5 protein-coding genes are annotated in these 14,133 nt (G+C 51.5%); 2 read left to right on the top strand and 3 right to left on the bottom strand.

Features of this window, described 5'->3' with window-relative positions; all coding sequences use genetic code 11:
* Positions 1–2: 2 nt before the first annotated feature.
* From DZC79_RS14470 to rpoB, 3 genes are all read right to left on the bottom strand, one after another.
* On the bottom strand, positions 3–2,048 hold the full coding sequence (locus tag DZC79_RS14470; protein WP_118952305.1) for an adenylate/guanylate cyclase domain-containing protein: 2,046 nt from the start codon (positions 2,046–2,048) through the stop codon (positions 3–5).
* A 452-nt stretch (positions 2,049–2,500) separates the two neighbouring features.
* Positions 2,501–6,823 (bottom strand): DNA-directed RNA polymerase subunit beta', encoded by a 4,323-nt coding sequence (gene rpoC / locus DZC79_RS14460; protein ID WP_118952332.1) that lies wholly within the window; start codon positions 6,821–6,823, stop codon positions 2,501–2,503.
* A 124-nt stretch (positions 6,824–6,947) separates the two neighbouring features.
* A complete protein-coding gene (rpoB, locus tag DZC79_RS14455; protein ID WP_118952303.1) occupies positions 6,948–10,772 on the bottom strand; it encodes a DNA-directed RNA polymerase subunit beta in 3,825 nt (1,274 codons plus the stop codon).
* 518 nt (positions 10,773–11,290) lie between these two features.
* On the opposite strand from rpoB, the gene DZC79_RS14450 reads away from it, so the two are divergent.
* A complete protein-coding gene (locus DZC79_RS14450) occupies positions 11,291–12,652 on the top strand; it encodes a M16 family metallopeptidase (protein WP_118952302.1) in 1,362 nt (453 codons plus the stop codon).
* 45 nt (positions 12,653–12,697) lie between these two features.
* Positions 12,698–14,104, top strand: a complete 1,407-nt coding sequence (locus DZC79_RS14445) for a M16 family metallopeptidase (protein ID WP_157977164.1) — start codon at positions 12,698–12,700, stop codon at positions 14,102–14,104.
* Positions 14,105–14,133: the final 29 nt, after the last annotated feature.

Here is a 14,133-nt window from a genome sequence, read left to right as displayed (position 1 = left end):
AATTACAGCACCGGTGCCGGCCCGTCTATACTGCTTTCCACGAAATACATGTCCATATCACCTTTATGCTTGGCCCCGACCTTTCCGCGGTGCACACAGATGAATTCCGTACGGATCAGCTGATACGTATTTTCAGAGATATTGATCTTCCCGGCCTCGCTGTTCTGCTCCATGCGTGCGGCAGTATTGACCGTGTCACCCCATATATCATAAGCAAACTTCTTGACACCAATGATACCGGCGATCAGGGAGCCGGAGTTGATTCCTATCCGGATATCCAGGCCGTAGGGCACCTGCTTCTTCCTGGCAGCGACGAAATCGAGAATATCCAATGCGGCCAGCACGGCCAGCTGCGCATGACGGGGATGCGCTACGGGCAGGCCGCTGACTGCCAGGTAAGCATCGCCGATGGTCTTTATTTTTTCCAGGCCGTACTTTTCCATAATACGATCAAAGGCAGTGAAATTGATGTTCAGCTCCTGCAGCAGCTCCTCGACACCCAACTGTTCCGAGATGCGGGTGAAATTGACAAAATCAGTAAAGAGTACGGATGCCTCATCATAGAGCTGCGCCTTCGACTCGCCCCGTAGCTTCAGCTCCTCTGCAATTTCCGAAGGCAGGATGTTTCGCAATAGCTCATCTGACTTCTGCTTTTCTGCTTCGATCTCCTTTTTTTGCCGCAGTACTTCCTTCGTCCGTTCAGCTACCTCCAGTTCTAAAGATTCCTTCTGGTTTTGCAATATGACCTGCTTTTCAGAAGAGAGCTGTTCCACGGTAACCAGCTGCTTCGACAGGTTCTTATTGATAGCAGCAAAGCGCCAGGCAAGATAAGAGGAGATGGACAAGGGAATACTGAATACAGCAAGAACAAAGAACAGGAATACCAGGTTGTTAATCCCAACGGAGCCCATAAAGATGACCTGCAGGAAAAGGACCAGGAAGGTACAGACAAAGAGCAGCACACCTGCACCCAGGATGAGGGCGCCGGGGACGCGGCGGAATATCGCGATCACAATCCGGACGATGGCATAGCCGAACGACAGGACTACCAGGAGCAGCATGCCTGTCGATGAATAATCGGTATTATAAAAAACATCCGACAGCGAAAGGGCTGTCACCACGGCACTCAGCCCAAGCATGATCCACAGGAATGCTTTTTTCCGGCTGAACAGTTGGACGGTAAAAGCGGTCAGCGAGAAACAGCTGGTGATACAGCATATCAGCAAGACAACAGCATTGGTATAATTGTGCAGGAACACCCGTTCTGATACGTAACCATAATACAGCAGAAGCAGCAACAGGCCGGCGCTGAGGCAGAAGAGCGCAAAATAAAGATTGGATATTTCTTTCCGGTAAAAAAGAAAAAGCAGGAAATGCACCAGGAACAAGGTGGTGAATACCATACCGACACCAATAAGCGCTACAGAGGTAACAATCAGGTTGCCCCTGAACATATGATAAAAAACGCCTACCCTTTGTATCGCCAGGGAAAAGCCCCAGCTGGGATCTTCAAACCGCGTCGCGTCCTTGTTCTCGTAGCGTACAGACAGCACATAAGTACCGGCAGCGGGAAGCGAGAAGAACACCGGCCGCGAGGAAAGACTGACATAGCTGCCCTTGCCTTTATCGCTAAAGTTGCCTGCACGACCGATCAGCGTACCATTGAGGTAAACGGCCATAGCACCATTCCCGTTGAAGACCAGGGCAACAGGTTTGCCTGCCATAGCCGAATCGCCCTTTATCCGCAAGCGTAACCAGCCGGTGTGGCCGGCGAGGCCCCTTTTCTGCATTTCCTCATCAGGAAACAGGGATGGATGCAGTGTCCAGGTAGCATCATCATAGTCTGCGCTCACAAAGATGGCGCTGTCGTTCGTGCTGAAGCGCCAGAGGTGCTGCTCACCTTCGTCATAGTTTAAGTTGAAGCCGAAGCCATCGTACACCGTTTCCGGCACGGCTTTCCCGAGGTCCAGCGTATCTGTTTTGGGAGTTTCCCTGGCGTACAGACCCAAAGGCAGCAGGCATACAAGCAACAATAGTATTCTCTTCATAGTGTCTCCGGCGGCGGGCAAAGACAAGAGATCTTCCTGGCAGGGTGACAGAAAGGTGTCGGCTTGCAATGCGGGGTAAAGGACTTATCGCGTCCGCACAAAAATATTCATTTGCGTATAAAAGTCAAATAATACCGATATAAATTAAAATACCGAAACAAAAGGTATCTGTAGTGTGTTTTCAAAACTTGCAACGGACCCTGTAAACCCGCTTTCTATTATAAAGTGAAACGTATTCTTCATCGCAGGGTCTCCGAAGGGACCCAGCGATTCTGCTTTCTTAGCATCGATGCTCTCTTTACACCGGCGTTCCGCAACGTCCCCTTCGGGAGACGATGCGGCAAGTAAAAATACCGGAACAAAAGTCATCGCAGTGTCTCTTTAAGCTGGTAAAAAAGAAAAACCGCAGCGCCGGGCGCTGCGGTTTTATGCTTACTCTTTTAAAGAAGAGATTATTCCTCTTCGTCGAACTCCAGCACGTCCTTGTTGGCCAGCAGCAGCTCGTATTCTTCTCTTGAACCTACGATCATATCGTTGTAGTCGCGGATACCGGTACCGGCCGGGATAAGGCCGCCGGTGATCACGTTCTCTTTCAGACCCAGCAGGTTGTCGGATTTACCGGTGATGGCAGCTGTAGACAGTACCTTGGTGGTTTCCTGGAACGATGCGGCAGAAATCCAGCTTTGTGTACCCAGCGAGGCTTTGGTGATACCCAGCAGCAGGGGAGCCGATGTTGCCGGGTTGGCGTCACGGTATTCCACCACTTTCTTATCGCTGCGGCGCAGTGCGCTGTTCTCTTCGCGGATCTCGCGCAGGGTAACGATCTGGCCCGGGTGCAGCTTTTCAGAGTCGCCGGCTTCGATCACTACCTTTTTGTCAAAGATCCAATCGTTTTCGTCCATAAAGTCGTTCTTATCTACGGTATCGTCTTCGAGGAAGCGGGTATCGCCCTGGTCGATAATGCGCACTTTACGCATCATCTGGCGCACGATCACCTCGATGTGCTTATCGTTGATCTTCACGCCCTGCAGACGGTATACTTCCTGGATCTCATTCACCAGGTATTCCTGTACGGCATGAGGTCCTTTAATGGCCAGGATATCGCTCGGCGTTGTAGAACCATCGGAGAGCGGGTTACCGGCTTTGATAAAGTCACCATCTTGTACAGTGATCTGACGGGACAGCGGTACGAGATATTTCTTCACCATACCTTCTTTAGACTCTACCAGGATCTCACGGTTACCACGCTTGATGTTGCCGAAGCTTACCACACCGTCGATCTCGGCCACTACAGCAGGGTTGGACGGGTTACGGGCTTCAAACAGCTCGGTTACGCGGGGCAGACCACCGGTGATATCTCGTGAACGGCCCATCACACGCGGGATCTTCACCAGCACCTGGCCGCTCCTTACTTTTTCACCTACGTTCACCACAATGTGCGAACCTACGGGTAAGTTGTATGTCTTGCTTTCTTTTCCTTCTACCAGGATAGAAGGGATCTTGGTCTTGTCCTTGGTCTCAATAACTACTTTCTCGCGGTGACCGGTTTGCTCATCGGCCTCTTCGCGGTAGGTGATACCTTCAATAACGCTTTCAAAATTAACCGCACCTTCAATCTCAGAAATGATAACGGCATTGAACGGATCCCATGAGCAGATCGGATCGCCTTTCTTCACTTTCTGACCGTTCTTCACTTTCAGGGTAGAACCGTAAGGGATGTTGTTGGTGATCAGCAGACGGTCGTTTTCGATGTCCATGATCCTCATTTCACCGGTACGGCCGATAACCACATTCACTTCTTCGCCTTCGTCATTGGTATGCTTGGTGGTACGCAGACCGTCGAACTGAACGGTACCGTCGAACTTGGCCAGCAATTGCGATTCGATGGCGGTAGAGCTCGCTGTACCACCCACGTGGAAGGTACGCAGGGTCAGCTGTGTACCAGGCTCACCGATGGACTGGGCAGCGATGATACCCACGGCATCACCTTTCTGCGCCATATAACCGGTAGCCAGGTTCTTACCGTAGCATTTTGCACAGCAACCGCGTTGTGATTCGCAGGTCAGCACCGAGCGGATCTCAACAGTCTCGATACCGGCGTCCTCGATCGCATTGGCAATGTCCTCGTCGATCTCTGTACCCGCCGATACCAGCAATTGCTCGGTATGTGGATGATACACATCGTGCAGGGAAGTACGGCCGAGGATACGGTCGAACAGTGGTTCTACAATCTCTTCATTGTCTTTCAGCGCAGAAGTAGCGAGGCCGCGCAGGGTGCCACAATCTTCTTCGTTGATCACCACATCCTGGGCTACGTCCACCAGACGACGGGTCAGGTAACCCGCATCCGCCGTTTTCAGGGCCGTATCCGCCAGACCCTTACGGGCACCGTGGGTAGAGATAAAGTATTCCAATACGCTCAGGCCATCTTTGAAGTTCGCAAGGATCGGGTTCTCGATGATCTCGGAACCGGTAGATCCGCTACGGCGGGGTTTCGCCATCAGGCCCCTCAGACCGGCCAGCTGTTTTACCTGCTGCTTGCTACCACGCGCACCGGAATCCAGCATCATGTACACAGAGTTGAAGCCCTGCTTGTCTGTTGCCATTTCCTGGATCAGCGTTTCTGTAACGCGGGTATCTACGCGGGACCAGATGTCGATGATCTGGTTGTAACGTTCATTATTGGTGATCAGACCCATGTTGTAGTTGTCCCATACTTCGTCAACCTCGGCCTGAGCGCCTTCAACCAACTGCTCCTTCACTTCAGGAATGGTAAGGTCGTTGATGTTAAAGGACAGACCACCGCGGAATGCCGTACGGAATCCGAGGGTCTTGATATCATCAAGGAATTTAACTGTTTGCGGGATATTGGTGTTTTTCAGGATCGCACCGATGATCTCACGCAGTGATTTCTTGGTCAGCAGCGCATTCACATAGCCATTGTCCTTAGGAACGACCTGGTTGAAGATCACACGGCCTACGGTCGTTTCGATCAGCTTGTTTTCCAGCTGTCCGTCTTTGTTACGAACGATCGCTTTTACCTTGATCCAGGCATGCAGGTCTACGCGACCTTCATTATGGGCAATGATCACCTCTTCGGCGGAGTAGAAGGCTTTGCCTTCACCTTTGATCACTTCATTGGCCATGGTTTTCTTACCCTTGGTCAGGTAGTACAGACCGAGTACCATGTCCTGTGAAGGCAGAGTGATCGGCGTACCGTTCTGCGGGTTAAGGATATTGTGCGAAGCCAGCATCAGCAGCTGGGCTTCCATAATGGCAGCGTTGCTCAAAGGCACGTGTACCGCCATCTGGTCACCATCAAAGTCGGCGTTGAACGCAGAACATACGAGCGGGTGCAGCTGGATGGCTTTACCTTCGATCATACGGGGCTGGAAAGCCTGGATAGAAAGCCTGTGCAGCGTAGGGGCACGGTTGAGGAGCACCGGGTGGCCTTTCAGCACATTTTCCAGGATATCCCAAACTACGGCTTCTTTACGCTCAACAAGCTTCTTGGCGCTCTTCACGGTTTTTACGATACCCCTTTCGATCAGCTTGCGGATGATGAACGGCTTGAACAGCTCGGCTGCCATATCTTTGGGGATACCACACTCGTGAAGCTGCATTTCAGGCCCTACCACGATCACCGAACGGCCGGAGTAATCCACGCGTTTACCCAACAGGTTCTGACGGAAACGACCCTGCTTACCTTTCAGCACATCGGAAAGGGATTTCAGCGCGCGGCCACCCTCAGCCTTAACGGCATTGGATTTACGGCTGTTGTCGAACAGGGAATCCACGGCTTCCTGCAGCATACGTTTTTCGTTACGCAGGATCACCTCGGGTGCTTTAATTTCCAGCAGCCTTTTCAGACGGTTGTTGCGGATGATCACACGACGGTAAAGGTCGTTCAGATCGGAAGAAGCGAAACGGCCACCGTCGAGGGGCACCAGCGGGCGCAGCTCGGGCGGAATCACGGGGATATACTGCATCACCATCCACTCGGGCTTGTTCTCCACGCGGGTATTGGCATCGCGGAAAGCTTCCACCACGCCCAGGCGCTTCAGGGCTTCCTGCTTACGCTGCTGGGAAGTTTCGTTGGCAGCAGCATTACGCAAGTCGTAGGACAGCTGGTCTAGATTCAGGCGGCTCAGCAGGTCTTGTACGGCTTCTGCGCCCATCTTCGCGATGAACTTGTTGGGATCATCGTCAGACAGGAACTGGTTTTCCTTGGGCAATGCATCAACAATGTCCAGGTATTCATCTTCCGACAGCAAAGCCATATAGGTGTCTTCGCTGTCTTTCATATTCAGCTTCTGGCGGATCAGCTCTTCTGCTTCACCGGCCTGCACGATCACATAGCGCTCGTAGTACACGATGCTTTCCAGCTTTTTGGAGCTGGAGCCCAGCAGGTAACCGATCTTATTGGGCAGGCTTTTGAAATACCAGATATGCACTACGGGCACCACCAGCTTCAAGTGGCCCATGCGCTCACGGCGTACTTTCTTCTCTGTTACTTCCACACCACAACGATCACAAACGATACCCTTGTAACGGATACGCTTGTACTTTCCGCAATAACATTCGTAGTCCTTTACCGGTCCGAATATCTTTTCACAGAAAAGACCATCGCGTTCAGGCTTATAGGTACGATAGTTGATGGTTTCGGGCTTCAACACCTCGCCGTAGGAACGGTCCAGTATCCCATCGGGAGAAGCCAGGCTGATCGTGATCTTATCGAAACCTGAACGGGGACGGTTGTCTTTTTTAATGGCCATTTTATCGATATTGAAATTTGAGTATTGGGGCTGCAAACCAGGGCCGGCAACCCGCTCAAAAATGAATTAAAAAAATAGGTTTTGAATGGGCGGCGGGTATTTCACCCGCCGCTTATCGGTAATTTTATGCTTTCTCTGCGTCGAAGGTCAGCTCAAGGCCCAGGCCACGAAGCTCGTGCACCAATACATTGAACGATTCGGGTATACCGGCTTTCGGAATGTTATCGCCTTTCACGATAGATTCGTAAGCTTTGGCTCGGCCCACAATGTCATCCGACTTAATGGTCAGCAGTTCCTGCAGGATATTAGAGGCGCCGTAGGCTTCGAGCGCCCACACCTCCATCTCACCGAAACGCTGGCCACCAAACTGGGCTTTACCACCCAGGGGCTGCTGCGTGATGAGCGAGTAAGGTCCGATCGAACGGGCGTGCATCTTATCATCCACCATGTGGTGCAGCTTGATCATATAGATAATACCCACGGTTGCTTTCTGGTGGAAGCGGTCGCCGGTCTCACCGTCATACAGGTAAGTGTGTCCGAAGCTCGGCAGGCCGGCGTCTTCGATATAATGCTTGATCTCGTCGGAAGAAGCGCCATCGAAGATCGGCGTGGCAAAACGCAGTCCGAGCTTTTCGCCTGCCCATCCCAGGATGGTTTCGTAGATCTGTCCAAGGTTCATCCTCGAAGGTACACCCAGCGGGTTCAGCACGATATCTACCGGGGTTCCGTCTTCCAGGAACGGCATGTCTTCCGCACGTACGATCTTGGCTACAATACCCTTGTTACCATGACGACCGGCCATCTTATCTCCTACCTTCAGCTTACGCTTCACGGCCAGGTAAACTTTAGCCAGCTTCAGCACGCCTGTGGGCAGCTCATCACCGATAGACAGGTTGAACTTCTCACGCTTGTAACGGCCCAGCTCTTCGTTATACTTGATGTTGTAGTTGTGCAGCAGCTGATTCACCAGGGCATCTGTTTCTTCTTCGCCGGTCCATCCCAGGGGATTCACGCTCTGGAAGTCAACAGAGTTCAGCACCTTGGTCGAGAACTTACCGCCTTTGCTGATCACCGGCTCGCCATAGGTGTTGGTCACCCCTGCAGAGGCCTTGTCGGACAGCAGCACGGACAGTTTTTCCAGCAGCAGCTTCTTGATCTCGTCGGTATTCTGCGTATGCACTTTTTCAATCTTCTCCAGTTCACCTTTCTCCTTCACCTTCGCATTCTTATCTTTCTTGGCACGCTGGAACAGCTGCTTGCCGATGATCACCCCTTCCACAGAGGGAGAGGCCTTCAGGGAAGCGTCTTTCGCATCACCGGCTTTGTCGCCGAAGATCGCGCGGAGCAGCTTCTCTTCAGGTGTCGGGTCACTTTCGCCTTTAGGCGTGATCTTACCGATCAGGATATCGCCTTCCTTCACATGTGCGCCGATACGGATAATACCGTTCTCGTCGAGGTCTTTGGTCGCCTCTTCAGAGATGTTGGGGATATCGGCAGTCAGTTCTTCTTCACCCAGCTTGGTATCGCGTACTTCCAGTTCGTATTCGTCAATGTGCACGGAAGTAAAGAGATCTTCGCGTACCACTTTTTCGTTGATCACGATCGCATCCTCGAAGTTGTAACCTTTCCAGGGCATAAATGCCACTTTCAGGTTGCGGCCCAGGGCCAGCTCACCGTTCTGGGTAGCATAACCCTGAGTGAGGAAGTCGCCTTCCACCACTTTCTGACCTTTCCGTACCGCAGGGCTCAGGTTGATGCTGGTACTCTGGTTGGTCTTCTTGTACTTGGTCAGTTTGTATATTTTCAGGTCATCCTCGAAGGACACCAGGCGTTGCTTTTCGCTGCGATCGTAGCGTACGTGAATCTCGTTGGCATCCACATATTCTACCACACCTTTACCTTCGGCATGAATCTGGATACGGGCATCACGCGCCGCTTTGGCCTCCAGGCCGGTACCTACGATCGGTGCCTGGGGGCGGATCAGCGGTACTGCCTGACGTTGCATGTTCGAACCCATCAGGGCACGGTTGGCATCGTCATGCTCGAGGAAGGGGATCAGGGAAGCAGACAGGCCCACGATCTGGTTGGGCGCCACGTCCATGTATTCCACTTCTTCGGGTTCCAGGATCGGGAAGTCGCCGGTTTCACGGGATTTGATCTTTTCTTCCAGGAATTTACCTTTTTCGTCCAGCGGCACATTGGCCTGGGCGATCTTCTTATCATCTTCTTCTTCGGCGCTCAGGTAGATCTCGTGCTTCAGGTCCACTTTACCATCTTTTACTTTACGGTAAGGTGTTTCGATAAAGCCCATATCGTTGATCTTGGCGTGCACGCACAAGGTAGAGATCAGACCGATGTTCGGACCTTCCGGCGTTTCGATCGTACACAGGCGGCCGTAGTGGCTATAGTGAACGTCACGTACCTCAAAGCCCGCACGCTCACGGCTCAGACCACCTGGTCCGAGGGCGGAGATACGACGCTTGTGCGTGATCTCGGAAAGCGGGTTGGTCTGATCCAGGAACTGGCTCAGCTGGGAAGTACCGAAGAACGAGTTGATCACGGAGCTCAGGGTACGGGCGTTGATCAGGTCGATGGGTGTAAACACCTCGTTGTCCCGCACGTTCATACGCTCGCGGATGGTACGGGCCATACGGCTCAGACCTACACCGAACTGGGCATACAGCTGCTCACCCACAGTACGCACGCGGCGGTTGCTGAGGTGATCGATATCGTCGATCTCCGCTTTACCGTTCGACAGCCTTACCAGGTATTTGATGATCGCAATGATATCTTCCTTGGACAGTACTTTTTTATCGTTGTCCTGGTCCAGCTCCAGCTTGCGGTTGATCTTGTAACGGCCTACTTCACCGAGATCATAACGCTTGTCGGAGAAGAACAGCTTTTCAATAATGCCACGGGCGGTCTCATCATCGGGTGCATCGCTGCCACGCAGCTGACGATAGATGTGCTGCACCGCTTCCAGCTCAGAGTTGGAGGTATCTTTATTTAAGGTATTGTAGATAATGGAGTAGTCGCCGCTCAGCTCTTCCTTCTGGATATAGATGGATTCGGCGCCCATTTCGATGATGGTATCCACATGCTCTTCGCTCAGCACGCTGTCACGCTCGAGGATCACCTCGTTACGCTCGATGGATACCACCTCACCGGTATCTTCGTCCACGAAGTCTTCCGTCCAGCTGCGCAGTACGCGTTCGGCCAGGCGACGACCGATATTGGCTTCAAGCGATTTGCGGTCGGCCTTCACCTCATCAGCCATACCGAACAGGTTCAGGATGTCCTTATCGTTCTCGTAGCCGATGGAACGCAGCAGGGTCGTTACCGGGAATTTCTTCTTACGGTCGATGTAAGCGTACATCACATTATTGATATCGGTAGCAAACTCCATCCAGGCGCCCTTGAAAGGGATCACACGGGCAGAGTAGATCTTGGTACCGTTGGGGTGCGTGCTCTGTCCGAAGAACACACCGGGAGAACGGTGCAGCTGGGAAACCACTACACGCTCGGCGCCGTTGATCACGAAAGTACCGCGGGGCGTCATGTAAGGGATATTACCCAGGAACACATCCTGAACGATGGTTTCGAAGTCAACGTGCTCCTCATCATTACAGCTCAGACGCAGCTTGGCTTTCAGCGGAACAGAATAAGTCAGGCCACGCTCCATACACTCTTCGATGGTGTAGCGGGGCGGGTCGATAAAGTAATCGAGAAACTCCAGCACAAAGATGTTGCGGGTGTCGGTGATAGGAAAGTTTTCCTTGAACACGCGGAACAGTCCCTCTACGTCACGCTTATCGGGCGTGGTTTCGAGCTGGAAGAAATCCTGGAAAGACTGAAGCTGAATGGCCAACAGATCAGGCGTGTCTGCCACATCGTGGATCTTGGCAAAGTTCACACGGCCTGATTGTGTGCGTTTTGTTACGTTAGACATAGTATTTTACACCGATTTTGTAAAAGACAAAATAATCCCACCTCAAAAAGCGCTTTACTTTTTGAAATAGGTTTACCAATAAAATTTAAAAATTCCGGACCAAAAGAGATTTTGCACGTACGTTTTCCCGATTAAGGGACAGCAAAATTAAGGAACATATTTTTAATGAGCAAATTTTTCGAACTTAAGCAAGAATCAATTCAAATTTAACATTAAATTGTATAAAATTTAGGTTAACGTTTAGTTATTTAAATCAAATAACTGTTGTTAAAAAGTTAAATTATCAAAATCCACTGATTCAGGATGCTAAATATAATACAGGATATTCACTCCAGAAATAGCCGGTAAGGCAGCCATTTTTTATACAAGCATCACCACCTCTGTAACAGCGTTTTTAGGTATCTCTTTTCCCTGATTATTCGCAAATCTCACCCTTTTGGGGAAGAGGGAATTCCTTTTCTTTGCTCATTCGAAGACGCTACCACGCAATTGATTATTCACCTTAAACACTGGAATTAATGTTGATCAAACCTTTGCTTACCCTAAGCCTTACGGGGCTTTGCGGCGCCCAGCTTTCGGCGCAGCGCCCCGCCAATTTTTTCCCGGCCAAGCTGGATAACGGACTCGAGGTCCTCGTGGTAGAAGACCATTCCGTTCCCCTGGTTACCGTCGAGATCACTACCCGCAACGGTTCCTACACCGAACCAGCGGAATTCAACGGCCTCAGCCATTTGTACGAGCACATGTTCTTTAAGGCCAACAAAGACTATCCCAGCCAGGAACAATACATGGCACGCGTGCGCGAGCTGGGCATCTCTTTTAACGGCACCACCAGCGAAGAAAGAGTAAACTACTTTTTCACTTTGCCCAGGACCAACCTGGACCAGGGCCTCTCCTTCATGAATTCGGCTATCCGCTACCCCCTTTTCCTGGCTGAAGAAATGAAAAAGGAAAATGTGGTGGTAGACGGTGAATTCCAGCGCAACGAATCCAATCCCTACTTTCCTTTGCTCGACGCAATGAACCATTCGCTCTGGGGCGAGCTCTACAGCCGCAAGAATGTGATCGGTGACCACAATATCATCAATACGGCCACGCCGGAAAAGATGAATACCATCAAGAACAAATATTACTGGCCCAATAATTCCATGCTGATCATCAGCGGCGATGTGAGCCATACCGAAGTGCTGGAAAAAGTAAAGAACCTGTACAGCGACTGGAAACCCTCGGGCTTCGATCCTTTTGAGAAATGGCCGGTTCCCGAATTCAAACCGCTGAGCAAGACCGATTATTTCATTACGGAATCGCCGATCGCTTCCGTGCCCTTTATGATGTTCTGCTGGCTGGGCCCCGATACCCGCAGCGGCCGGTACGATACCCATGTGGCCGATGTATTCTCATATATCCTTTCCCAGAATTCTTCTCAGCTGCAGAAGAACCTCGTGGATAAAGGCCTTGCCCTGCAGGCATCGCTCGGCTACGAGACTTTGAAGCACACCGGTCCTATTACCCTGCAGGTAGTGCCCGTGGCCGATAAGCTGGCCGAATGCCTTGCGGAAGTAAAGAAGCAGGTGAGCCTCTGGGACACCGATGGCTACATTACCGACGAACAGCTGGAAACCGCCAAGCGCAAGCTGGAGATCCAGACCCTGCAAGGATACGATATCGCCAGCAGCCTGCCCCACTCCATTGCTTACTGGTGGTGCAGCGCCGATCTTGATTATATGTACGACTATATTCCCAACCTGAAAAAGGTGACCAGGAACGATATCAAGAACTATGTAAAGAAATATATCAAGGACAAGCATTACAGCGCAGGCCTGCTGATCAATGCCGCCGAGAAAGGTAAGCTGAACCCCTCTTCCTTCTGGAAAAGCTGATGAGACATGCATTCAAATCATTTATTTATCCTAAAATATGCTATAATGAAAATAAAGTTCTGCTTTACGTTCCTGATGATAGCCTTAACCGGTATCGGAGCGTATGCCCAAACCACGGAGTTTGACGTAAACGGCCTGAAGGTGATCTTCAGGCATTCCGATAAATATGCCGTCAGTGCGGTGATGTTCTACAAAGGCGGCACAGCCAACTACGATGCTTCCCGGCAGGGCATAGAAGACCTCGCCCTGAATGCTGCGGTAGCCTGCGGCACCAGGGAGCTGACCAAAGACCAGTTCCGCGACCTTGCCGACAAATACAGCGTAAGTATCGGCAGCGACGCCTCCTACGATTACAGCTATATCGGCCTGTCCTGCGTAAAACCTTATTTCAGCGAAGGCTGGCGCCTGTTCAGCCAGGCCGTGCTGAGCCCGGCTTTCGAGGCGGCGGAATTTGCCATTACCAGGCAAAAGCTGATCAGCGGTATCAAGGAACGCGACAGCGATCCCGATGCGATGCTCAACCGTATGTCGCTGGATAATGCCTTTACCGGCAGCCGCTATGCCTATCGCCCCGGCGGCAATGCATCGACCATGGAGCAGCTGACCCGAGAGCAGGCCAGGGACTACTATTACAATACGCTGCTCAACAAGAACAGGATGTTGCTGGTGGTGGTGGGCAACCTCGACATCAATGCCCTGAAACAGCAGGTCGCAGCAGCATTCGGCACCCTACCTGCTGCGCCGGTGCAGCTGCCGGCTGCAGAAGAATCAACCTTCAACAGCAACAGCCTGAACACGGTGGAACGCAACCTGGCTACCAATTATATCCAGGGCATTATGGGCGCACCTTCTCTGAAGAACAAGAAAGAAAGCTATGCTTTCAACCTGGGCTTCCAGATCCTCTACGACAAGCTGTTTGAGGAAGTGCGTACCAAAAGAAATTTGTCCTATGCCCCCTCAGCCTATGCTGTGGCTACGTTCAAGCCTTATTCCGCCATCTACGTAACGACTACGAAGCCCAAAGAGGCTGTAGATGTTATGGTCAACGAAGTGAAAAGGCTGCACAACAACGGCTTTACCGAAACCGACCTGCGTGATGCCAAGGCCCAGTTTGCCACTTCTTATTTTATGGGCAAACAATCGACCTACTCCATGGCCTACTCGCTGGGAACTGCCGAGATCAACGGTACCTGGAAAGATGAAGAGACCATGCTGAGCGACCTGCAGGGTATTCCCCTGGAAACCGTACAGAAAGTGTTTAACCGCTATGCTACCGGTATCCGCTGGAATTACCTTGGCGATGAAAAGCTTGCCGATAAAGAAGCCTTCAGCAGACCGGTAGCCATGCCTCTTGTTGAGAAAGCGAATGAAAAAGTGATCGAAAGAAACAGGGACATACGCCCTATGACGAAACCGAAGATGGAAGTGAATCTGCCCAGAGAAAAGCAATAGGCCGGCAATAAAAAAAGCATTGTAACAAA

Origin of the sequence: Taibaiella helva (genome assembly GCF_003545695.1) — a bacterium.
Classification (GTDB): Bacteria; Bacteroidota; Bacteroidia; order Chitinophagales; family Chitinophagaceae; genus Taibaiella; species Taibaiella helva.
This window is presented reverse-complemented; position numbering and strand designations above follow the sequence as displayed.

What these genes read in the sequence shown, in the direction of transcription:
- DZC79_RS14470 (WP_118952305.1), bottom strand. Translation starts at nt 2,048, where the DNA reads ATGAAGAGAATACTATTGTTGCTTGTATGCCTGCTGCCTTTGGGTCTG.
- DZC79_RS14445 (WP_157977164.1), top strand. Translation starts at nt 12,698, where the DNA reads ATGAAAATAAAGTTCTGCTTTACGTTCCTGATGATAGCCTTAACCGGT.
- rpoC (WP_118952332.1), bottom strand. Translation starts at nt 6,823, where the DNA reads ATGGCCATTAAAAAAGACAACCGTCCCCGTTCAGGTTTCGATAAGATC.
- rpoB (WP_118952303.1), bottom strand. Translation starts at nt 10,772, where the DNA reads ATGTCTAACGTAACAAAACGCACACAATCAGGCCGTGTGAACTTTGCC.
- DZC79_RS14450 (WP_118952302.1), top strand. Translation starts at nt 11,291, where the DNA reads ATGTTGATCAAACCTTTGCTTACCCTAAGCCTTACGGGGCTTTGCGGC.